The organism is Streptomyces sp. NPDC002499 (assembly GCF_053595415.1).
The window spans coordinates 109,337-132,420 of sequence record NZ_JBSFXO010000002.1; the positions used below are offsets into that span (position 1 = coordinate 109,337).

Genomic DNA, 23,084 nt, shown 5'->3' on the forward strand with positions numbered 1-23,084 from the left:
ACGTTGGCGGAACACCCCGAGGATGATCTTGCGGTGATTCCCATCATTGTGATGCAGACCACTTACTGAGTGTTTAGTAAGTGTGCTTTCATGGCGCCGTCACACCGCCGTCACGCGCGGATCTCGGCGGCGTGAGCGCACCAACCCTTCGAATGCCGGACGGCTCCGTTGCCTCCCTGACACGCGGCGGAGCCTTCCGGTGCATCCCCCACGTGCAAGCAACCGAAGGAGAGCCGCTCCTGTGTCACACCTCCGCAGAATCCGTCCCCGACGGACCGGAACAGCCGTTGCCCTGTCCCTCGCCCTCACCGCTACGGGACTGGGCCTCCTCAGCGGCGGCATCGCGCACGCGGCCGATCCGGTCGCCCAGGTCTGGGTGACCACCGGCGACGGCACCCGCAAGCTCAGCTCCGACGGCACGGTCGCGTTCAACAGCTCGCCGCAAGGCACTGACGTACGCATCGACGGCAACCAGCGGGGCCAGCGCTACACCGGCGCGGGCGCCTCGGTGACCGGCGCCTCCGCACACCTCGTACAGGGGCTTTCGGCGGACCGGCGCAACGACCTCATGCGCTCGTTGTTCTCCACCTCGGGCGACGGCATCGGCCTGTCCTACCTGCGCCAGCCACTCGCGAGCACGGACTTCGACGCCTCCAACGACCCGCATTCCTACGAGGACACCCGCGGGCAGTTCTCCATCGACCGCGACAAACGGGAGATCGTCCCCGTCGTCAAGCAGGCCCTCGCCGTCAACCCGTCCATCCGTTTCATGGGCACCCCCTGGTCACCGCCCGCCTGGATGAAGACCAACAACTCCCTCAACGGCGGCAGCCTCCGCACCGAGAACTACGGCGACTTCGCCGACTACCTGGTCAAAGCGATCAAGGCATACGGCCAGGAGGGCATCACTCTCACCGACCTCACGGTGCAGAACGAGCCGGAGAACCCGACCAGTTACCCCTCGATGTCGATGAACTCCACCCAGCAGGCCGACTTCATCCGTGTCCTGGACCAGCGGCTGACGGCCGCCGGGCTGCCGACGAACATCCTCGCGTTCGACCACAACTGGGACCACCCCAACTACCCCCTGGACGTGTTCTCCCGCACCAGCGGGATCAGCCGGGTGATCGGCGCGGCGTTCCACTGCTACCTCGGAAATCCCGCCGCCGAGCAGCAGGTCTACAGCACCGGCAAACGGGTCTTCTTCACTGAGTGCTCCGGCACCGACAGCGACAACAAGGCCAATACCTTCGGGGACAGCCTGCGCTGGCAGGCCGAGAACCTCGTCGTGCAGAACATGCGCAACGGCGGCGAGACCGTCGTTACCTGGAACCTCGCCCTCGACCAGAACGGCGGCCCGCACCAGGGCCTCTGCGGCACCCGCTGCAACGGCGTGGTGGAGATCGCGAACGGCAGCGTCAACCGGGGCGCGGAGTACTACTCGCTCGGCCACATCAGCAAGTTCGTCAAGGTCGGTGCCACCCGGATCGGCTCCACCAGCCAGAGCGGAGGCATCCAGGACGTCGCCTTCCAGAACCCGGACGGCACGCGCGTCGCCTACGTGGTGAACACCGGCGGCACGCAGCGCTTCTCCATCACCGACAACGGCCGCTCCCTCGCCTACACCCTGCCGGGCGGTGCGGTCGCCACCTTCGTATGGAACCCGTCCGGCAGCACTGACCCGACCGGCCCGATCGACACCAGCGCCTGGTACCGGGTGGCCAATGCCAACAGCGGTGCCTGCCTGGACGCCACGGACTGGGGGACGGTCAACGGCACCCTGCTCCAGCAGTGGACGTGCGGCGACGGAGCGAACGAGAAGTGGCAGTTCCGCTCCACCGGCGACGGCTATTACCAGGTCGTCAACCAGCACAACAACAAGTCGTGGGATGTGGACGGTGGCGCGGGAGCGACGGCGGACGGCGCCAAAGTGCACCTGTGGGACTACGTCGGCGGCACCAATCAGCAGTGGCGCGCCGAGGCCGTGGCCTCGGGGCAGTACCGCTTCGTGGCCCGGCACAGCAACAAGTGCCTGGCCGTGGACGGCTCCTCCACGGCCAACGGCGCGAAACTCTCCCAGCAGAGCTGCTCCGGCTCGCCGGCCCAGTCATTCCGCCTGACTTCCTGACCCGTTGCACGGCACGCCGGGCTGTGCGCGTCCCGGCGTGCCTCGACCGTTTCGACCAGAGGCATCCCTGGAGCCACCCCGAGCGGCCGCGCAGGAACTTCCCGGCGCCCGGATCCGCCGCCGTTGGTGCGACGGCCGTCTCCGCGCACACCTCGGACCGGGCGCTGCGTCATCGCGGAGCGGGGCGGGGTCTGGGTCGTGGACGACAAGCACGACGCAGGAGACCGACAGCGTTGTCACGCTCGTGTGCGTCGAACGGCGGCCGTCGGTCGTCTCAGGGCGGGACAACTCCCAAGCGCCGCTTTCTGGTTGAGCGAATGGTGACTTAGTGTGTGCCCGCAGCCGGTTGTGCCGCCCCGACCGGCGCCGGCATGCCCTGGTCATTCGCGGAAGACAGGAAGTACGAGCACGATGCGTCATGATGACGTGGCCTCAGACAACGATGTCGCCGAGCAACTGGTCGGCGGGCGCTACCGCTTGCAGTCCGTTCTCGGGGAGGGCGGAATGGGCACGGTGTGGCGGGCCCTTGACGAGGTGCTGCACCGTGACGTCGCCGTCAAGGAGGTACGCGCCCCCGCCGGACTGACCACGGATCAGATCCAGCGGATGTACACCCGCATGGAGCGGGAGGCCCTCTCGGCGGCGCGCATCAGCGCCCGCAGCGTGGTGACAGTGCACGACGTGGTCACCTACGACGGCCGCCCCTGGATCGTCATGGAGTTCGTCCGCGGCCGTTCACTGGCCGAGGTGATCAGATCCGAGGGAACGCTTCCCCCTCAGCGGTCCGCCCACATCGGTGCCGAGGTTCTCGCCGCGCTGCGCGCCGCATACGCGGCCGGCGTACTGCACCGCGACGTCAAACCCGCCAATGTCCTGCTCGGCGACGACGGCAGGGTGGTCCTCACCGACTTCGGCATCGCCACTCTTGAGGGGGACACCGCGTTGACGATGACCGGCGAGGTTGTCGGCACACCCGAATACCTGGCTCCTGAGCGGGCGTTGGGGCAGACTCCGACCCTCGCGTCGGATCTCTGGTCGCTCGGCGCACTGCTCTACGCGGCCGTCCAGGGTCAGTCGCCTTTCCGTCGCACGACGCCTCTCAGTACCCTCCGCGCCGTCGTGGACGACCAGTTGCCTCCGCCGCACCGGGCCGGCCCCCTCGCATCCGTCATCGAGGGCCTGATGCGCAAGGACCCCACCGAGCGGCTGTCACCCGAGGAGGCGGAGCGGGAGCTGTCCGCGGTGGCTGCCGGTAGCGCCGTTCCGTCCGCACAGACCCCCACTGCCGTCGACGGCGAACTGCCCCGACCCGAGGCAGCCTTCGCGGAGACCGCACGGGAGGCCTCGGTCGAGTCGGGGAGAACTTTGAAGATATCTCGGGTCTCGAAGGCCGCTACCGATCCCCGGCGCGCGACGACGCCGGCAGGCACTCCTTCCGAAAGCCGTCCCGCTGAGCCCCGTCCAGTCGCTTCGAGCCGAGGGACTGCGGCCGAATTGACTGTCACAACGACGACTGCCGCTCCTGCACCTGGCTTCCCTCAGGCAAGCTCTGCCACGGGCACACCCACGCCACCTGCCATTCCGGCAAGAACGACGGAAACGGCGGCGGAGGCTCTGGCCCATGCACCGATGCCCACGCCCGATTCCGCACCCGTACCGGCACGGCGGCCGAAGCGCATCCCGTACCTGATCGGCGGGGCGCTCCTGGTGCTCGCCCTGGTGGGCGGTGGCACGGCTTATGTGCTCGGCGGCAACGGCGACGACGGCGCCGGCCCGAAGACCGGCGGGGCTCCGAAGCAGGACGCCTCCGCTCAGCAGCAGCCCGTCTCGGTCAGTGTGAAGGGCTCCTCCACCACGTTCTCCGGAAGCTGCCCTGCCCAGGACTCGTCACCCCGCTTCACCGCGACCTTCACCGTCGCCTCCCTGCCGTTCCAGTTCTCGTACCGCTGGATCTCGACAGACGGCTCGGTGATCGACCAGGAGTGGCGGACGTTGTCGTTCACGGAAGGCGGCCCCCGCACCCAGCGGGAGTCCGTGCAACTGTCGACCTGGGCGAAGTCCGGCACGCTGCAGAGCGCGATGGCCGTCGAGATCAAGTCGCCCTTCGAAGCGACGTCCAACTCGGTGCCGTTCTCGCTGACATGCGTATCCGCGGCGAGCGGCGGATAGAGGTTCACGGACCATCGGCCGGTGGGCGGTAAATGCGTCGACAACGCCCTGCGCCACCCGGCAAAGTGACCGCCCGTGACGAGCAGTGAGCTGTGGACCCGCGCGACCGCCGACCGCTACGACGCCGAGGAGACCGAGATGTCCTCGGCCTCCGTTCTCGGACCGACTCTCGCTTTCCTCGCCGAACTCGCCGGAGACGGCCGGGCCCTGGAGTTCGCCATCGGGACCGGACGAGTGGGCCTCCCGCTCCGGGAGCGCGGCGTGCCGGTGGTAGGCATCGAACTGTCCGAGCACATGGCAGCGGTACTGCGGCGCAAGATCGACGAGAACGCGCTCCCGGTGGCCATTGGAGACATGGCCACCACCGTCGTCCCCGGCGCGTTCACCCTGGTCTATCTCGTCTACAACACCATCACGAACCTCCTCACGCAGGACGAACAGGTCGAGTGCTTCCGCAACGCGGCGCGTCATCTTGAGCCCGGCGGCCGATTCGTCATCGAGCTGGGCGTGCCGCCGCTGCGGTTCCTGCCGCCCGGCCAGGTCGCGGTGCCGTTCGACGTCTCCGAGCATCATCTCGGCTTCGACACCTTCGACCTGGTCGAGCAGATTCTCGTCTCGCACCACTTCACCCGCGACGGCGGCGACGGCCACTACCGCCGCGGCGACTCCCGGCACCGGTACGCCTGGCCGGCAGAGCTCGACCTGATGGCACGGATCGCCGGTCTCGAACTGGAACGTCGCGTTGCGGACTGGGACGGGGCGCCCTTCACCCAGGACTCCGCGAAGCACATCTCCGTATGGCGCAAGCCGACCTGAGGTCGGCCACCGGGTGTCAACGTGCGCCGTGCCTGTCAGGAAACTCCTGGTGGGGCATCACGGTGACGATCATGCTGCCCCCGGCCTCACTCGGCGCCCGCGCAAACCCCCTGGCGTCACTCCGCCTTGATCGCGTCCAGTACGTCCAGGCGGGCGGCGCGGTGGGCGGGCCACAGTGCGGCGAGCGTTCCCACGAGGACGGTGAGCGCCAGAAAGAGCCCCAGACGTCCCCAGGGCAGGACGAGGGCGAAGCCCGGCATGTCGGTGGCGAGCAACCGGCTCCCGGCCCAGCCGAAGAAGACGCCCAGCCCGATGCCGAGGAGGCCTCCGAACAGGGAGATGGTGAGGGACTCCAGACGCACCATGCGCCTGACGCCGTGCCGGTCCAACCCGACGGCACGCAGCATGCCGATCTCCGTCGCCCGTTCGGCCACGGACATGGCCAGAGTGTTGATGACTCCGAGGACGGCCACGATCACGGCCATGGAGAGCAGCCCGTAGAGGATGTTGAGCATCATGGTGGTGGTGCGGGCGATGGACTCGGAGACGTCCTGTCTGCTCTGGACCAGGACGGCCGGGCTGTCGCCGAGCGCCCTGCCGATCGCGCTCTTGACGGTGTCGCCGGGGCCGCCCTCGGTCTTCACCAGGACCTGCCGGGCGGCCACGGTCTCCAGGTGCGGGTCGAGAGTACGAGTGTCGGTGACGACGCCCTGCAGCAGGGCACTGCCCTGGTAGACACCGGAGACGGTCAGCCGACTCCGCTTGCCGTCCGGATAGGTGACGGGCACGCGCGTTCCGGTCCGCCAGCCACGCTCGCTCGCCACATCCGTGGAGACGATGATGCCGCGGCCGCCGAATCCGGCCAGCGAATCCTCCGTGAAGTCGGGTCGGACCAGCCGCCGGACGGTGGCCGCGTCGACGCCGGTCACGAACGTCTCCTCGCCGTCGAAACCGACCAGTGCCTCACGCAACGGGCTCACGGCGCTCACTGCGGCGACCCTCGCCAGGCGCTTCTCCACCGTCCTGGAGAGCGGGTCGTAGGACGCCATCCGCACCACGTAGTCCGCCGACAGGGAGGCGGTCGTCCGCCGGTCGACGTCCGCCTGACTGCTGACCCCGACCACCGTCAGCGCGGTGACCATGGTGAGGCCGACAGTGAGGGCGGAGGCCGTGACGGCGGTACGGCGCGGATTGCGGAGCGCGTTCTCGCGGGCGAGCTTGCCGCAGACGCCGAAGGCACGCAGGAGTGGGGCGGCACCTGCGAGGAAGGGGCGGGACAGCAGCGGGGTGAGGACGAGCACCCCGGTCATCAGGACCGCACTGCCCAGCAGCATCACCATCTGCCCGTCGTTCATCGTCATGCCGGTCGCGCTCAGCACGATCACAGCGCCGAGTGCGGTGACGAGGGCCCCCAGTGTGTTGCGCAGGACCAGCGAGCGGGGACTGGCCACCGCGTACGTGCTGCCCATCGCGGCCACCGGTGGAATCCTCGCGGCACGTCGGCCAGGCAGCCATGCGGCCAACATGGTGACGCCGATACCGAGGACGAACGAAGTGACGACCGTGGCCGGGGTGATGACCATCGGGCCGTCGGGAAGGGTGCTTCCCCCCGCCCCGACGGACGATGTCAACGGGCGCAGCGCGGCACCGATACCGATGCCGACAGCGAGCCCCGCCAGCGAGGCGACGAGACCGACGACAAAGGCCTCGACGAGGACGGAGCGGGTCACCTGACGGCGGGTGGCACCCACCGCGCGAAGCAGCGCCAGCTCCCTGGCGCGCTGGGCGACGAGCATGGTGAAGGTGTTGGCGATGAGGAAAATCCCGACGAAGAGGGAAACGCCGGCGAAGACCAGCAGGGTGGATCGCAGTGAGTCCACGCTGCTCTCCGCCCTCAGGGCCGCCGAGTCGGCGAGCTGTTGACCGGTGGTCGACCACAACCCTTTCGGGAGCATCTTGCCGACGGCTGCGGCGAGTTCGGCCTGGGAGGTACCCGGTGCGGCTTCGACGTCGACCTCGCTGAACTCCCCCGGCCTGGCGAACAGTCGCTGAGCGGTGGGCGTGTCGAACAGGGCGAGGGTGCCGCCGACCGCGACCTCGCCACTGTCGGTGGTGAAGATCCCGACCAGCCGCGGGGTACGGACCGGCCCGTCGACCGACAGGCGTACGGCGTCACCGACGCGGTATCCCGCCCGCTCGGCGGTCCGGGCGTCCAGTGCTACTTCGTGCGGTCCGTTCGGTGCGCGGCCCTCCCTGATCGGGTAACGGGTGTCCCGACTCCCGTCCGCCACGGCGTAGTTGGCACCCTGCGTGGACCATCCCTCCCCCACCAGCCCGCCGTTCCTGCCGGCCACGGCGGTGAACCCGGACACCACCGCGGTCACCTATCGCACCCCCGGAACCTTGGCCATACGGTCCACCAGTCGCTGAGTGAGCCTGGCGGCGGTGTCCGGCCTGGCCTGGACACCGTCCGACCGCACAGCGACGTCCACTTGACGGAAACCCCGGTCGGAGCCGTTGCGGTACGCGGCCGAGACGGTCGAGCTGAAGACCAGGGTGCCGGCGGTGAAGCCCACGCCGAGGGTCACCGCGAGGACGGTCATCAACAGCCTCGACTTGTGTGCCAGCACATTGCGCAGAGCGCTACGGAACATGGGGGATCAGTCCTGGGAGGAGGAGGGACAGGGGCGCGGCGCAAGGGGACGTCCAAGCCCTGCCGGAGCACCGGTGCGTCAAAACGGAGTGGAGGAAGGAACGATGGACCTGCCGTCGTCCCTCCCTCCGATCCTCCGGTGGAGCCACACCGCCGCGGATCAGCCGAATTGCCGAACGGCGCGCCCTGTCCGTATCGGCCGAAGAGCCGAGGCGGTCCGTCGGACACCGCCGTACGGTGAGGGGCTATGACGCACGCTTTCCGGAACCGCTCACGCACCCATCAGGTTCTGCTCTTGCCGGCGGGCGTCCCCGTGCTCGCCCTTCTTGTCGTCGAGGGGCTCAACACCCGCTTCCTCCCCACCACCATCGCCGCCGTCGTCACGGGCGCTGCGTGTGTGACGGCTCTGGTCGTGCCGCCCGCCCGCTTCCCCCTCGCCGTCGGCTGCGCCGTGGTCGCGTCGCTCGCGCTGTCGGTGGCCGATGTCCAACTGCCGCAGAACCACCGGCCGGAGAACACTCCGGGGCTCATGGAACTCTGCGCGCTCCTGCTGCTGATCGCTCGTACGGTGCGTCTCCGGTCGCTGCCGGGGATCGCGGCCTTGGTACCCGCGACGAGCGCGGCCGCCGGACTTCTGCTCCTGCGGATCCCGGAATCCGAGTACGACCACGTGAAAACCCTTGGTGTGCCGGTCCTGCTCGTTTTCATCGTGCTGATGGTCGTTCTCGGTCTGTATCTGCGTCTGGTCGACACGGTGCGGGTCCGCGAGCGGCGGACCGCCGAGCAGACAGCCCGTCAGGCCGAGCGTCTGGAACAGGCCCGGGAGCTTCACGACTTCGTGGCCCACCATGTCACCGCGATCGTCGCGCAGGCCAAGGCGGCCCGCTATGTCACCTCGGCCGGCCGAGCACCGTCCCCCGACGACCTGGACCAGGTGCTGGCAGGGATCGAGGAGGCCGGCTCACAGGCGATGGACTCCATGCGCAGCATGGTGTCCGTGCTGCGCACCCCTGAGGATGCCGCTGGCACCCGCCCCGGAGGCGACCTGACCCGGGTGCGCGACCTGGTCGAGACCTTCTCGGCCGCGGGCCGGCCCGTACGACTCAGCCTCGACCCTCGCCTCACCGAACAGCCTCTCCCACCCGAAACCAGCACCACGGTGCACCGTGTGGTCCAGGAATCGCTCACCAACGTACGCAAGTACGCCGACGCCGACGCACAGGTCACCGTGGACATTCGGCTCCGAAGCGCCGACCCCGGGTGGATGGACGTCTCGGTGACCGACAACGGAAAGAGCCTCCAGGCACGACCGCACCGCACCCGGTCCGCCGGGCCGAGTCGACCTACGCGCAGCCGACAGCAGGGTTACGGTCTGATCGGCCTCGCCGAACGAGTCGAGGCCCTGGGCGGCCGGTTCACGGCGGGCCCCCTCACCGGCTCCCCGGGGTGGAACGTCGCCGCAGCCATCCCCCTCCCGATGAATCGTCCATGACCACACGGCCGGGATCCTCGGCATTCCCTGCGACCATGGCCCCATGAACATCCGTGTCCTCATCGCCGACGACCAGGACATGATCCGCTCGGCCTTCCGCATGATCCTCGGTGCCCAGCCGGACATGGACGTCATCGCCGAGGCCGCCAACGGTGCCGCCGCCGTGGAAGCCGCTCGCCGACTCCGCCCGGACGTCTGCCTGCTCGACATCCGTATGCCGGTCCTCGACGGGCTGGAGGCCACCCGCCTGCTGGCGGGCCCCGGTATCCCCGATCCGCTCAACGTCCTGATCGCCACCACTTTCGACCTCGACGAATACGTCTACCAGGCCCTGCGCAACGGCGCCTGCGGCTTCCTTCTCAAGGACGGCGCCCCTACCCTCCTCGCCGAAGCCGTCCGCGCGGCGGCGGCCGGCAACTCGCTCATCTCGCCCTCGGTCACGGTCCGCCTCCTGAAGCACATGGCGCCGCTTCCGCAAGGGGACTCCGGCCCCGGCCATACGTCCCACCGCGCGGCGATCCGGCTCACCGAGCCCCTCACTCAGCGCGAGCTCGACGTGGTCCGGCTCGCCGCCCGGGGGCGCACCAACGAAGAGGTGGCGGCGGAGCTGTACATCACCCACTCCACGGTCAAGACCCACCTGGGCAACATCCAGCGCAAGCTTGGGGCCCGCAACCGCGTCGAGATCGCGGCCTGGGCCTGGGAGACAGGGGTCTGTACCGGCAGTGGCGGATAGCCGCGGACCGCAGCGGGTCGGGCGGTGGGTGCGGTGCTTCTTGGCCCAGACCCCGCGACGCCGACCTGCTCCGCCGGACAGGCCCTACCTCTGCCGAGCGCGGGCGAAGGTGCCGAAGACCCACTGATGAAACACGAGCCTCGGGGAAAACCGGCCGACCACGTCAAACGTAAGCGAAAAGTACAGACCCACTCTCGCATCCCGATGCACGACGCGGACACAGACCAAGGTGTCGGGAAGATGCTTGGTCCGGTCCTCGGGCGTCGGCAGCTCAAGGGCCCGAGCTGCCGGCACCCGTCGCCGCCGCGTCGCCAAGCATGTCGAGCGCTCCATGCCCGAGGATCCGACGTCGTCGACGGCGTCGGCCCGCCAGTGGACGCTCAGAACATGACCGGGCACGACAGCCGCTCGAATCGAGCACGCTGTCGGTCGACGAGACAGTTTCGCCGACGTCGCCTTCGCGACCGCCACGTCCCTGCGCCGGCACACGAACACCGAGTTGAGCCCAGTCGGTACGGCGACCAGATCCTCGCAGGACCTCAACGCCCGGCGACCGCAGACCTCGACGCGGTGGGGGAACTCCGGACGGCAGCCGACAACGCACACCGCCGGAACCATGCCGGAAATTCGCTTTCGCCAAACCGCACACGACAACCGGGGTGCGGCGGCAAAGCGCGGCGTGCCACAGGGGTTGACAGGAAACACGCCTCTCATGACCCCCAGCAATGGCGCCACCGTCCTCGTCACCGGCGCGCACGGCGGACTCGGGACCGCTCTCGTCAACGCCGCCCTTGAGCGAGGCGACGAGCGTGTCGTACCACTGCAGCTGGATCTACCGGACCCCGCCTCGATCGAGCAGGCCGCGAGCCGTGCGCCTGACACCACCGTTCCGACCTCCTCACCGGCCCGATCGACGGCATCACCGCCACCATGGAGACCAACCTGGTCGGCCCGCTGCGCCTCACCCGCGCGCTCGCTCCGGCCTTGCGCGCGAGCAAGGGCGCGCTGGACAACATCAACTCGGCGCTCAGCTGGTTCGCGATCGGCAAGGCCCACAGTGTCTCCAAGGCCGGTCTGTGGATGGCGACCAATGCCCTGTGCCTCGAGTTCCTTCCTGACGGCGTCGGCGTCCTCGGGGTCTACCCCGGCCCGATCGATACTCCGATGCAGCCCGGCGAGGACCGTGCCGGCATGAGCAACCCCGCCGATGTCGCCGGCGCCGTCCATGACGCGCTGGAGGCCGGCGAGCACGAACTCCTGGTCGACGACATGACCAAGAAGGTGCACAGCGCCCTCGCGGCACCGGTCTCCGCGCTCTATCCGGCGCTCGCCTCGGACTGACCGAGGCCTCCTCGATGGTGTGGTCGCCCGCGGCGTCGGACGGCCACGCCGGCCTGGCGCCCCGCGTCGTCGAAGCGGTGGTTCTTCCGTCTCGTCGAGACGGAAGAACCACCGCTCTGGGGTGAGACAGTGTCGCTACGGCAACCAGTGGTTTCCGGTGATCGCGATCATCACCTGCAACTGAATGCTGGAACCGTAGTAGCTCGACGGTTCGAGCGGAACCGAGTTGATCTTGCTCCACAGGGCGTCGAGCCATGCCTGGCTGCCCGAGTCGGTCGCGGCAGCCACCGCGAAGGGCGCGATGAACGCGACCTCGGAACCCGACTCGGCCGTGGAGCCGTTGAGCTTGTAGCCGGCCTGGATCTTGTTCGGGTCACCGCCGGTGGTCTGCTTGATCCAGGAGTTCATCTTCCGCACCGCCGCCAGGGACTTCGTGTCGCCGGTCGTGAGTGCGTCCACGCCCAGCCGCCACGGGTCGCGGCAGGCGTTCCAGGAGTACGCGCCGTCCAGCGACGACTCCAGCACCTGCCCCGGCGCGGGCCGGGGCGAAGAGGTGTTCGTGTCGACCACGAAGTCGGGCAACAGGCCCGTGCCGGCGGCGTACTTGGACTGCAGATCGGCGACCAGACTCTGGTGCTTGGCCAGGATCTGGTCCCAGGCCGCGTCCCCGGTCGCCTTGCGGAAGGCCTTGAAGTGACCGGGCAGCCAGTCCGAGGTCCGGCTGATGTTGTTGTACGTACCGGAGGACCAGTCCCCCAGGTTCATCAGCTTGGTGCCGGAGACGACCTCGCTCGCCTTGATGGCGTTGATCCGACGCACGGCGAGCTGCTTGTAGTTGTACGTTCCCGTGCTGCCCCACTGCTTGTCGGCGAGCAGCAGCGCGTAGGCGATCTCAAGATCGCCGTCGGTCGCCGAGTCGCTGCCGTTGACGCTCTTGCACGCCGTGTCCTGTTCGGCGGCGTGCAGGTCCGCGTTGTTGACCGAGGGGTGGGCCAGGACGTACTTGAGGACGCCGTCGAAGGACTTCTTGGCATCGGGGTCCGCCCCCGCCATGGTGGCGAGGATCGTCATCCCGTAGCCCTGCCCCTCGGCGACGTACGGGTGGTCGGCGTCGGTCGAGGCGATGGCCGACCAGCCGTTACCGCACTTCGAGGTGACGAACGCGGCCTTCCACTTCTTGTAGTAGTCGACCACCTTCGCGTCGTTGGCGACCTGGTTCCCGGACACCTTGATGGTGCCGGCGGCGTACGGGAAGGAGTGGCTCCCGAACGGCACGTTCACGCCGTCGGCCGGAGGAGTGCTGGGGTCGGGGGTCGGCTCGGACGGATCAGGGGTCGGGTTGGAGGGCAGGGCCGGGGCGCTCTTCAGGAACAGGGACGGGCCGGAGTCGGTCTTGGTCGCGTCGATGCCGTGACCATTGGTGTAGTCGCGCGTCTCGTTCTTGGCCCAGTCGGCGATGGGGGTGCCGCCGATGTCCAGGTGCTGGTACGACGTACCGTTCCAGCCGAACTGGTAGATCCTCTTCGGCTCGCTGTAGAAGCTCTTGTACTCACCGCTCGCCGAACCGGTCTGCTTGCGCAGCTCGTTGTTGAAGAAGACGTTCTGCGGTCCGGAGGCGCCCGACCACTTGACGGCCTTCTTGCCCGCACCCCACCAGATGGGGTACCACGTGGAGTCGTCGGCGTCGCCGCCGCCCTCCTCGCCGCAGTTGGCGGAGCAGCTCCCGGAACTGTGGTTGTAGGGGACGTTCGATATGTTGCGCTCGAACAGGTTGTGACGCTCCCAGCCGCCGTGCAGGTTGAGGTCCGAGTCGAAGTCGTTGCCGATCACGACGTTGCCCGAGGCGGACCACTGGAAGGTGAAGTGCCGGAGATTGCGCGAGACGTTTCCGGCGTACAGCGAGTCCCACACACGTGAGCCGCGGAAGTATCCGTTGCCGCCCTTGCCCTTGTTCCAGGATCCGTCGAGGTAGTTGTCGACGATCTGAAGGTTCTTGGCCTCTTCCGTCACGATCGGGTGCGACCCGGTCATCTCGGTGCGGATGCCGCGGACCCATGAATCGGCCGCCCACTTGAAGACGATGCCGTGCATCTCCTCAGCAGGGGCCATGTTGCCGTAGTTGTGCACGGCGTCGTTCTTGTCGAGGCCCGGGATGTCCTGCGTGAGGGAGAAGTTCTCGAAGCCGACGCCCACCACCGGGTCGACGAGCGGGGACACCTTCGAGGCGTAGGTGGCTCCGTCGATGGCAGCGGACCCGTCGGACGTCGAGTTGACGGGAACGTCGTACTCCAGCGGCTTGTCGAGGGTCACCGTGCGGTTACTGGAGTCCACCGACGCGATGCGGAAGATCTGCTGACGCATGTGCATGTTGAGCAGGGGGTACTGCGTGGGCAGCGCCTTCTGCTGGTCGTAGAACTTCTGCGAGTTGGCGGCCCGGACGTTGACGAGCGCGCCGGCCTTGAGGTTGGTGAGAGAGCCGTTGGAGGCGAGGTAGACGACCTTGTCGCCCGTCCGGGCGGCGAAGCCGGTGTCTCCGGGCTTGGCCCTGAGCTGGACGCCGACCTTCCAGTGCACGTTGACCGTGCCCTCGAAGAGGTCCTTGCGGTTCGCCGGCGCGGCCCGGTACTCCGAGGCGTAGGCGGGGTCGACGCCGCGTGACTGGACCCGGAACAGACCCCGACCCGGCCAGATCCAACCGCCCTTGGCCGAACCGGAGGTCATCCCGTCCTCGTCCCAGTCCGATCCGTCCTCGGTGAGGGCGTCGTACTTGGTGTTGGCATCGGGCTTGAACACGAAGCGGGTGCCGTCGGCTCCGCTGCCCGCGCCTCGGAGGACCAAGTAGTCGGCGTCCACGCCGAGTTGCCGGGAGACGTTCAGGGTGCCGCTCGGCAGGGTGATCAGGCTGAGCTTGGTGTAGGAAGCTGCGGCCGAACAGCTCGTACGGATGGCGTCGATGGCCGCCTGGAGCCCGGCGGAGTCGTCGACGTTGTCATTCGGCTTCACGTTGTACTGACTGGCCAGCTTGGCGGCCGTGATGTTGCAGGAGGCGCTGGAGTTGATGTCCGAGGCGCCCGGCAGGGGCTGACCACCTCGGTAGCCGGCCTTGGACCAGTCGTACAGGCCCGCCACCGGAGCACGGCGGTTGGCCTGGGAGAGGTCCAGGGCGGGCAGTTGAGCGGCGGCGGCGGTCATGTCGCTGGGCGAAGACATGACAACCCCGGAGGCCGGAATCACGACGGCAGCCAGCGCGGTGGAGAGCGCCAACAGCACGATCTTCCGTGGCAGGTGTGGGGAGTTGGGTTGCATCGAGACCTTCCGTGGAGGAGGAGCCGACGACTCGATGGCTCGGTGAGGCGATAGTTAATAAACTTTCCTATTAGATCGTCAAGGCGTGGACAAGTTTCTGTTACACAGACATGTATGTGAACATGATCTAAAGAAATGACGCCCCACATGCCCCATTGAGCAGCATTTGACGTACAGGAGTGATCACATCCATGAAAAGCGACGTCACAACAGTGTCTCGCCATCACACCGACCCGGAGATCAACCGTGCTCGCACACAGGACCCACCGTTGGCCGACTTCCACCTGCTGTCCGCCCGCATGGTTTTACCCTCCTCCGGAATAGGAAACCTTCTTAACAGTCGTGTGGCGTGAACCGAGTGGAGGACGAGTCGAAGTGATGGCGCAGAACGTACGCAGCGGTGTCCCGGGGACACCGCGCGTGCTACGGAGCATGAACGACAGGGCCGCGCTCGATCTGCTGCTCGAGCACGGCGCGCTGTCCCGCTCGCGCATCGGCGCACTTACCGGCCTGTCCAAACCCACGGCCTCCCAGCTCCTCGCCCGTCTGGAGGCAGCCGGACTCGTCCTGACCAGAGGAATGAGCCGCCCCGGCATCGGTCGCCCCGGCCCGAACGCCCAGCTCTACGCCCTCAACCCCCGGGCGGCCCATGCCGCCGGACTCGATGTCACCTCCCAGCGCATTCGCGCCGCGGTGGCCGACGTGACGGGAACCGTCGTCGGGACGTGCGAGGTGCCCACGGGCACGCAGCGGCCCTGGGACGTCACCGGACGGGTGACGGAGGCTCTGGACGGGGCGGTCAAGGAAGCCGGCCTGTTGCGCGCGGATGTGAAACGAGTCGTGATCGGCACGCCCGGCGCCTTCGATCCGTCGTCCGGAAGACTGCGCTACGCCTCGCACTTGCCGGGTTGGCACTCCCCCACCCTGCTCGAAGAGCTGGCTGTCGCGCTGCCCACGCCGGTCGAGTACGACAACGACGTGAACCTCGTCGCGTTGGCGGAACAACGCGCCGGAGCGGCTCGCCGGCACGAGAACTTCGTACTCCTGTGGAACGGTGAAGGGCTCGGCGCCGCCCTCGTGATGGGCGGCCGACTTCATCGCGGCTTCACCGGCGGGGCCGGGGAGATCGGGTTCCTGCCCGTGCCGGGGGCGCCCCTGGTCCGCAGGGTCACCCAGGTGAACGGTGGTGGCTTCCAGGACCTCGCCGGTGCGCAGGTGCTGCCCGGCCTCGCTCGCGATCTGGGCATCACGGATGTGCCCGAGGGCCCGTACCTGGAGGTGGCGTCAACCCTGTTGAGGCGAGCCGCACAGGCCGGCGCCGGGCCGTACCGGACCCTCCTCGACACCTATGCGACCCGTCTCGCGACAGGTCTGGCCTCGATGGTGGCCGTACTCGATCCGGAACTGGTCGTGCTCGCCGGTGACGCGATCTCCCCGGGAGGTGAGCCGTTGCTGGAACGCGTCACCTCGGAACTCCACGAACTGGCAGCTCCCCGTCCCGAGTTGGTCCTCGGCGAGGTGACCGACGATCCGGTGCAGCGGGGCGCGCTGGAATGTGCGCTCGCCGCGACACGGGACGAGGTGTTCGACACCTCGGACTGACCCTGTCCTCCGCACGGGAGGCCGCGGTCGCGCAGCGAGAACCAGGAGACAGGTCCGTCAGCCGTTGCCCCTGCGTCGGCGTTCGAGCATCAGGAAGATCAGGAAGCCGGCGACGAACAGAGTCGTTCCGACGACAAGGAACGGCACCGGCGCGTACTCGTCGGTGCACGTGCTCCCGTCAACCGTCGTGTGACACACATTCCCGGGGCCTTCCCTGTTCAGGTAGGCGAGATAGAAGGCCGGCAGGGCCACGCCCGCGAGACCTCCGACGATGGCCTCTCTGGGGCCCGTCCGGAGCAGGAACACCGCGGCTACGGCGGCCACGGCGATGAACGCGATGCCCACCGTCAGCAAGGCGGCCAGCCCGAAGGCCAGACACCCTCCGACCACAAGCCATGCCAGGAACCAACCCCACTCCGTCGCACGACTCCGGGCAACCTGGTCCGCGACAACACCCCTACCTTGCACGGCGCCCCCTGTTTCAAGGTGAGACCACGACGACCAGCCAGGCGAAGAGCAGTTCAGCTTAGCTCCGCGGTGGGATCGCGACACAGAGCGGGACGGCGGTACGCACCGGTCCCGTACCCGTCTCGCCTATGGGCACGGGCCCGGTGCGCGGGAGCTCCGGCGTCAGCGATGGAGGGCGGCGCCCAGTTGCGCACCCGTCGTGGGGGCCGCCAGCGTGCCCGGTCCGAAGCTCAGCGATCCGTCGGCGGTGACCCCCGTCGCCGTAGCGGGAAAGACCCACACCGAGCCGGAGCCGGTGTTCTCCCCGGGCGCGCCGACCACCACGTACCCGTCGAGGACGGCCGTGCTGCCGCCGAAGCGGTCGTCCGTCTCGGCCGTTCCCGGCACCCCGGCGGTGTTCTGCGTGAAGCCCTGCGCCCCCGCGCCGGTGAGGCCGGCCGCGCCGCCCTTGAGGACGACGAACATGCCGGCGTCCTGGGTGGTGCCGACGTCCTCGCCGGGCACGCCCGTGACGACGTCGGCGTACCCGTCGTGGTCGATGTCGCCGACCGCCACGTCGCTGCCGAAGCGGTCACCGCTCTCGCCGGTACCCGGCACATCGGGAGAGTCCTGGCTCAGGAGCGTGGCCCGGGACGCGAGGCCGTCCGCAGTGCCGCGCACCACCCCCACCAGCCCGCCGGGGCCCGAGGTGCTGCGCCCGAAGACGACGTCCTGGCGCCCGTCGCCGTCGACGTCGCCGAGGCCGACGCTGTCGACGGCGGCGGTGTCCGGCGCGGCGATCGCCGTACCGAGCACAAGACCGTCGTGCGTGCCCCTGAACAAGCGCAGTCGGGGTACGGCCGTGGTGGAGGTACTGCTGCTGACGACCAGGTCGGTGATGCCGTCGCGGTCGAGGTCGCCGGACGCCATCGCGTACAGCCGAGCGTCCGCGCCCGCGAGGGCACTGGTGCGAGCGGGGCCGCCGGTGCGGTCGAACGGGCCGTACAGCACACGGTCTCCGGTGACCAGGTCAAGGTGTCCGTCGCCGTCGAAGTCCCCGGCACGGGTCGGTGTCGTCCCCTGGGAGGTGACGGTGGCGGTGGCCAGTCCGCCGACGCTGCCCCACAGGATGGTGTACCGGCCGACGTCCTGTGCGTCGCCGACGTCCTCGCCGGGAGAGGAGACGACCAGGTCGGTGAAACCGTCCGCGTCGAGGTCCGCCGCCGTGAGGTGGGCGCCGAAGCGGTCACCGGTCTCCGCCGTGCCCGGAACGCCGTAGCGGTTCTGGCTGACCAGCTGGCGCTTGACGCCGTTGGGGCCCTCTGCCATGCCGTAGTCGACGGCGATGTACCCGGCGCCCGCCTTGCCGTCAATCGTGCCTCCGGGGGCGCCGATGGCGACGTCGGCGTACCCGTCGCCGTCGAAGTCGGCACGGGCGGACGCGGATTCGCCTGGAGACAGGGACTTCGGCGAGGTGCCGTAGGCATGGGGCGCGGCGTTCGCCGTCCCCGTGACGGCGGCAAGGAACATCGCGGCGATGACGGGCAAGTGGAATCTTCGGGTAGGCAAGGCGAACCCCTCACAAGTGGCGGGTGAACGGCGGGTGGAGACACCCGGCACCCGACAAGACCCTCCGGGGGCACGGTTGGTTGTACCGCCCTCGCGTCACAAGGACCAGCAGCGGACGGAGTGACGTCCTTCGTGGTCAGGTCGGCCAGCCGCCCGCGTCAGCGGTGGTCCGCACGAATTCGGCGAAGGTTCGCGGCGGGCGGTCAAGGGCACGCTGCACGCCGTCCGAGAGGTACGCGTCCCTGCCCTCCCGGAGTGGCTCGATGATGGCTGCGAAGGCTTCCGCGTCCGCGGGCGGCACCCCCTGCCGTGTCAGTTCCGCGACGTAGGTGTCGACGGAGAGCGGCACGTAGCGGACTTCGCGTCCGGTGGCCTCCGAGATCGTGGCGACCGCCTCGGTCAACGTCACCGCCCGGGGGCCGGACAACTCGTAGATCCGGCCCGCGTGCCGGTCTTCGGTCAGCGCAGCAACCACCACTGCGGCGATGTCGTCGGCATCGACGAAGCCGGCAGCCCCGTCGCCGGCGGGCAGGCGCACCTCACCGGAGAGGACGGCATCGGCGAAGAAACCCTCACTGAAGTTCTGCGCGAACCAGCCCGGCCTGCTGATCGTCCACTCCAGACCGCTCTCCCGTACGGCGGCCTCGCTGTCGGAGATGCCCTCAAGGACACCGCTGCTGTCCTTCGCGTAGTCCGGATCGTCGATCCCGCGCCCCGAGGCCAGCACGATCCGCCGTACCCCGTGCCGCGCTGCCCGCTCGATGAACGGGCGGACGAGTTTCGTGCCGTCCAACTGCACGATGTAGACGGAGCGCACGCCCTCCAGTGCGGTATCCCAGGTGCCGGTGTCGGTCCAGTCGAAGGTGTGTTCGCCGTTCCGGGCCGCGGCACGAACCGGTATCCCCTTGGCCCGCAGTTGGCTGACGACGCGGCGGCCGGACTTGCCGGTTGCGCCGGTGACAAGAATCGGGTGTTCAGACATGACTGCAGTCAACCGGCCGATGGAGAGACGATCCATGGCCAAAAAGCTCCATTTGATGTCTGGGCGTCTACCCTGAGGACATGGATGCCGTGTCGGAGATGCTGGCGGAGGTACGGGCTCGGGGTGCCGTCTTCCGCCAGACGATCATGCGAGCGCCCTGGGCCCTGCGGATGGCCAGCGGCGCCCCCTTGACGCTGGCCACGATGGTGCGCGGTCAGGCCTGGATCGTTCCCGACCGGCACGAGCCAGTGCCCATCGGCGTCGGCGACATCGCCGTAGTCCGTGGCGACGTGCCCTACGCGGTGGCCGACAGCCCCGCGACGACACCCTCGCTGGTGGTGACCAGCGCCGACTACTGCCCCGGTGCCGAAGGCGTGGAGCACCCCTCCGGGCCGACCCGGACCTGCGGAACACCGGCTGAGGGGGCCGCCGTTCTGGTCAGCGGTGCTTTCGAGCGCCGGGGAGAGCTCAGCGAACCACTGCTACAGGCCCTGCCCGCCGTGCTGGTGGTGTCGGCCGAGGGCAGCTCCTGGCCTTCGGCGGCGATGGTGGCCGAAGAGGTCACCAGAGATCGGCCCGGACAGCAGATGGTGCTGGACAGGCTGCTGGACCTGATGCTGGTCTCCGCGCTGCGCGGCTGGTTCGACAGACCGGACGCCGATGCCCCCGCCTGGTGCCGCGCACTGGACGACCAGGTCGTGGGCACCGCGTTGCGACTGCTGCACGACGCACCTGCCCGGCCGTGGACGGTGGCGGACCTGGCGGCCAAGGCAGGGGTGTCCCGGGCAGCGTTCGCCCGGCGGTTCACCGCACTGGTCGGCGAACCGCCGATGGCCTACCTAGCGGGCTGGCGGATCACCTTGGCTGCCGAACTGCTGAGGAACACCGACCGCACGGTGGACACGATCGCCCGGGAGGTGGGCTACGCCAATGCCTTCGCACTGAGCGTGGCATTCAAGCGGCTGCGCGGCACACGGCCCAGTGATCACCGAAGGTCGCAACCGGCGCAGTGGCGCGCCGGATGAGTCCGGCCGTTGTGTTCCGCGAAATGCGCTGACAGGAGACAGTCGGACCGGGAGTGTGTCCCGGACGGGTGTTGAGGTTGCCGCCCTGGAGTTCGCGCCGCATCAAACTAGAGATCGAGGCGGATCCGTGATCCGAGGCACCGCGAGACACACGGCATGATCATTTCTCCGCTCGCCCGCTCGTCCTCGGTGAGTACGTGATCCCGATGGTCCGGTCGGCCTGCGAGCACGGCTGTTTCGCAGGTGCCGCACACACCTTCCTGACAGGAGCTGAGCAGCGGAACGCCTTCGCGTGCCAGCGCCTCAAGAATGGATTCGTCGGCGGGAACCACGATCTCCGTGCCGTCGGCGAGTTCCACGACGAACTCGCGGTCGTCCGGCTGCGGTTGGGTCGTACCGCCCCCGCTGAACCGCTCGACGACCAGGCGGCAACTCTGTCGCGACGCGGCATACGTTTCCACTGAGGACAACAGAGCGGGTGGGCCGCATGCGTAGATGTCCGCCTCGCGACCACCCAGGTCGTCCAGGGCCGTGGGGAGGTCGATGATGCCGGCGGTGCTGTCGTAGTGGTGCATCACGCGATGCTCGTACGCCGCGAGTTCGTCGGCGAAGGCCGTCGCTCGGGGACTGCGTGTCAGGTAGAGCAGTGACCAGACCGCCGACGCGGAAGCAGCCTCCGCGGCCATCGACAGAATGGGGGTGATGCCGATTCCGCCGGCGACGAAGATCACGGGTCGCCCGCGGAGTTCGAAGGGGAAGGTGTTGCGAGGACGGGAGACGGTGATCTGGTCGCCCACTCTCAGCATGCGATGGATGTAGCTGCTGCCTCCCCGGCCGTCGGCCTCCTCGAGCACTCCAAGACGCCAGAGTCCGTTGCGGGGTGCCAGGGACAGCGAGTACTGACGAACCAGACCCTGGGCGAGATGGACATCGATGTGAGAACCGGGCTCCCACGACGGAAGTACGGATCCGCAGGCCGGCTCGAGTTCGATGGAGACGATGCGATCGGCCGGCCGCTCAAGGGAGGCGACCTGCATGGTCAGCGTCTTGACCGCTGTGGAGGAGACGCTCATGACCGCTCCTCAGCTGTCACCGCGGCGACGACCGCGCCGTCGTGCACCAGCTCGGTCGCCCGGCGGACCCAGGGATAGAGCACGACGTCCTGCTTGAGGTAGGAGAGCGTTCGGCCGTCCGCCGCGCGGTCCGAGCGGACGAGTGCACGGACGGCCCTGGAAGCCGTCGACAGGCCTTGGTCGTCCACCTCCCCCTGCGCCATGCGCAGGTCGAGGGCCTGGGTGGCCATGAGGAGTTCGACGGCGACCACGACCTCGATGTTGGTCACGACCTGCCGAGCATGTCGGCCCGCGTTGTTGGCCATCGACACGTGGTCCTCCTGGTTGGCACACGTCGGGATGGAGTCGACCGAGTCCGGATGGGCAAGTGTCTTGCAGTCCGACACGAGGGCGGCGCAGAGGTACTGGGGCAGCATGTAGCCGCAGTCCATACCGACCTGTTCGCTCGGCACGAGCATGTCGGGGAGGCCGCGGTTCAGGGTGCCGTCGTCCAGGCGGAAGAGGCGCCGTTCCGTGATGCTCCCGATCTCGGTCACGACGATGGACAGGAAGTCGGCCGCGAACGCCAGGTACTCGGCGTGGAAGTTGCCTCCGGACACGGCTTTGAGTGGACGGGGCAAGCCGGGGAAGACGAGAGGGTTGTCGGTCGCGGCGTTCATCTCGTTCTCGACGATGCCGTGCACAAAGGCAAGGGTGTCCTTGACCGGCCCCAGAACCTGGGGCACACAGCGGAGGGAGTACGCGTCCTGCGGCGGCTGTCTGGTGGGGTTCCGGTCGCGGTCACCGTCCACCAGGTCGGCATCGGCGAGCAACTCGCGCAACCTGGCCGCCACTTCGATCTGCCCGCGCTGGCCGCGCGCCGCGTGCAACTCGGCGATGAACGCGTCACCGAATCCGCGCAGGGCTTCGATCGTCATGGCCGCCGTGATCTGGTTCGTCGCCAGCAGGTTCTCCGCGTCGTGGAGAGCAAGGGCCACCTGCGCGCACGAGAACGACGTCCCATTGAGCAGGGCCAGCCCCTCTTTGGCCCCCAGGGCGATGCGATCGATGCCGGCACTCTTCATCGCCTCGACCCCTGTGACGATCTTGCCGCCGAGCCAGGCCTCGCCCGAATCGAGGGGAGAGTCGGGGCCGTCACTCGGTTTGGACATCACGATGGCCACGTGGGCCAGCGGGATCAGGTCTCCGGAGGCGCCGAGCGAGCCGTACTCGGGAACGGCCGGGTGGACACCCGCATTGAGCATCTCGACGAGGGTGTTCACCACCACGGGGCGTACCGCGGAGTGGCCTACGAGCAGACTGACCGCCCTGATGAGCATCGCCGCGCGGACGACCTCCTCGTCGACATGGCGGCCGACGCCCACGGTGTTCGACAGGACGAGTCGGCGCGAGAGTTCCGCCGCGTCACTGGGATCGGCGAAGGCCTGCCGGCCCGCGAGCGAGCCGAAGCCGGTGTTGACGGAGTAGATCGGGTCCTGGAGACCGTCCTGTGTCCCGTCGACGACGGACTCCAGCCATTCCCGGCCGGCGGCCAACCGCTGCTCCGCTTCCGGTGAGAGGGCGACCCGGCTGTGACGCCGAGCCACCGCGACGAGGTCGTCGAGGGTGAGAGGTGTGGTCCCGATGTGCACCGTGGAGTCCGTCATGCAGTCATCGTCTTGAAAGGTTCCCGGCACTACAACACCGATTCTCACGCCATGAGAATGCGCATTGTTGCGCCGACCGGTTCGGTCCTACCGTGCGTC

13 protein-coding genes and 2 pseudogenes are annotated in these 23,084 nt (G+C 68.5%); 8 read left to right on the forward strand and 7 right to left on the reverse strand.

Annotation, left to right across the window (positions count from 1 at the left end; translation table 11 throughout):
• The first annotated feature begins 241 nt into the window (after positions 1 to 241).
• The 3 genes from ACWD5F_RS05180 to ACWD5F_RS05190 all read left to right on the forward strand — a co-directional run bounded on the left by ACWD5F_RS05180 (position 242) and on the right by ACWD5F_RS05190 (position 5,113).
• Positions 242 to 2,128: an RICIN domain-containing protein gene (locus ACWD5F_RS05180; protein WP_451251229.1), complete on the forward strand. Its 1,887-nt coding sequence runs from the start codon at positions 242 to 244 to the stop codon at positions 2,126 to 2,128.
• Positions 2,129 to 2,539: 411 nt separating this feature from the next.
• Positions 2,540 to 4,297, forward strand: a complete 1,758-nt coding sequence (locus ACWD5F_RS05185; RefSeq protein WP_451251231.1) for a protein kinase domain-containing protein — start codon at positions 2,540 to 2,542, stop codon at positions 4,295 to 4,297.
• A 75-nt stretch (positions 4,298 to 4,372) separates the two neighbouring features.
• The gene (locus ACWD5F_RS05190) at positions 4,373 to 5,113 is read left to right on the forward strand and encodes a class I SAM-dependent DNA methyltransferase (RefSeq protein ID WP_451251233.1); all 741 of its coding nucleotides are present in this window, start codon (positions 4,373 to 4,375) and stop codon (positions 5,111 to 5,113) included.
• A 116-nt stretch (positions 5,114 to 5,229) separates the two neighbouring features.
• Here ACWD5F_RS05190 and ACWD5F_RS05195 read toward each other — a convergent pair.
• A pseudogene (locus ACWD5F_RS05195) lies at positions 5,230 to 7,767 on the reverse strand (ABC transporter permease).
• A 246-nt stretch (positions 7,768 to 8,013) separates the two neighbouring features.
• Between ACWD5F_RS05195 and ACWD5F_RS05200 the strand changes: the two are divergent.
• The 3 genes and pseudogenes from ACWD5F_RS05200 to ACWD5F_RS05210 all read left to right on the forward strand — a co-directional run.
• Positions 8,014 to 9,258: a sensor histidine kinase gene (locus ACWD5F_RS05200; RefSeq protein ID WP_451251235.1), complete on the forward strand. Its 1,245-nt coding sequence runs from the start codon at positions 8,014 to 8,016 to the stop codon at positions 9,256 to 9,258.
• Between the two features lie 43 nt (positions 9,259 to 9,301).
• Positions 9,302 to 9,994: a response regulator transcription factor gene (locus ACWD5F_RS05205; RefSeq protein ID WP_451251237.1), complete on the forward strand. Its 693-nt coding sequence runs from the start codon at positions 9,302 to 9,304 to the stop codon at positions 9,992 to 9,994.
• A gap of 906 nt (positions 9,995 to 10,900) precedes the next feature.
• A pseudogene (locus ACWD5F_RS05210) lies at positions 10,901 to 11,335 on the forward strand (SDR family NAD(P)-dependent oxidoreductase); the annotation flags it as partial.
• A gap of 135 nt (positions 11,336 to 11,470) precedes the next feature.
• Here the strand turns inward: ACWD5F_RS05210 and ACWD5F_RS05215 are convergent.
• Positions 11,471 to 14,641 carry a glycosyl hydrolase family 8 gene (locus ACWD5F_RS05215; protein WP_451251239.1) on the reverse strand — a complete coding sequence of 1,057 codons (3,171 nt, stop codon included), beginning with the start codon at positions 14,639 to 14,641 and terminating at the stop codon, positions 11,471 to 11,473.
• A 378-nt stretch (positions 14,642 to 15,019) separates the two neighbouring features.
• Between ACWD5F_RS05215 and ACWD5F_RS05220 the strand changes: the two genes are divergently transcribed.
• Positions 15,020 to 16,243: an ROK family transcriptional regulator gene (locus ACWD5F_RS05220; protein WP_451251240.1), complete on the forward strand. Its 1,224-nt coding sequence runs from the start codon at positions 15,020 to 15,022 to the stop codon at positions 16,241 to 16,243.
• Between the two features lie 57 nt (positions 16,244 to 16,300).
• On the opposite strand, the gene ACWD5F_RS05225 is transcribed toward ACWD5F_RS05220, so the two are convergent.
• From ACWD5F_RS05225 to ACWD5F_RS05235, 3 genes are all read right to left on the reverse strand, one after another.
• On the reverse strand, positions 16,301 to 16,588 hold the full coding sequence (locus ACWD5F_RS05225; RefSeq protein ID WP_451251242.1) for a hypothetical protein: 288 nt from the start codon (positions 16,586 to 16,588) through the stop codon (positions 16,301 to 16,303).
• 285 nt (positions 16,589 to 16,873) lie between these two features.
• Positions 16,874 to 18,259: an FG-GAP-like repeat-containing protein gene (locus ACWD5F_RS05230; RefSeq protein ID WP_451251244.1), complete on the reverse strand. Its 1,386-nt coding sequence runs from the start codon at positions 18,257 to 18,259 to the stop codon at positions 16,874 to 16,876.
• 136 nt (positions 18,260 to 18,395) lie between these two features.
• A complete protein-coding gene (locus tag ACWD5F_RS05235) occupies positions 18,396 to 19,241 on the reverse strand; it encodes an NAD(P)H-binding protein (protein ID WP_451251246.1) in 846 nt (281 codons plus the stop codon).
• Positions 19,242 to 19,321: 80 nt separating this feature from the next.
• On the opposite strand from ACWD5F_RS05235, the gene ACWD5F_RS05240 reads away from it, so the two are divergent.
• Entirely contained in the window at positions 19,322 to 20,266 is a 945-nt protein-coding gene (locus ACWD5F_RS05240; protein WP_451251248.1) for an AraC family transcriptional regulator, read from the forward strand.
• Positions 20,267 to 20,373: 107 nt separating this feature from the next.
• Here ACWD5F_RS05240 and ACWD5F_RS05245 read toward each other — a convergent pair whose 3' ends face one another.
• Both ACWD5F_RS05245 and ACWD5F_RS05250 read right to left on the reverse strand, forming a co-directional pair.
• Entirely contained in the window at positions 20,374 to 21,339 is a 966-nt protein-coding gene (locus ACWD5F_RS05245; RefSeq protein WP_451251250.1) for a PDR/VanB family oxidoreductase, read from the reverse strand.
• Positions 21,336 to 22,985, reverse strand: a complete 1,650-nt coding sequence (locus ACWD5F_RS05250) for an HAL/PAL/TAL family ammonia-lyase (RefSeq protein WP_451251252.1) — start codon at positions 22,983 to 22,985, stop codon at positions 21,336 to 21,338. Before ACWD5F_RS05250 ends, ACWD5F_RS05245 begins: the two co-directional genes overlap by 4 nt.
• Positions 22,986 to 23,084: the final 99 nt, after the last annotated feature.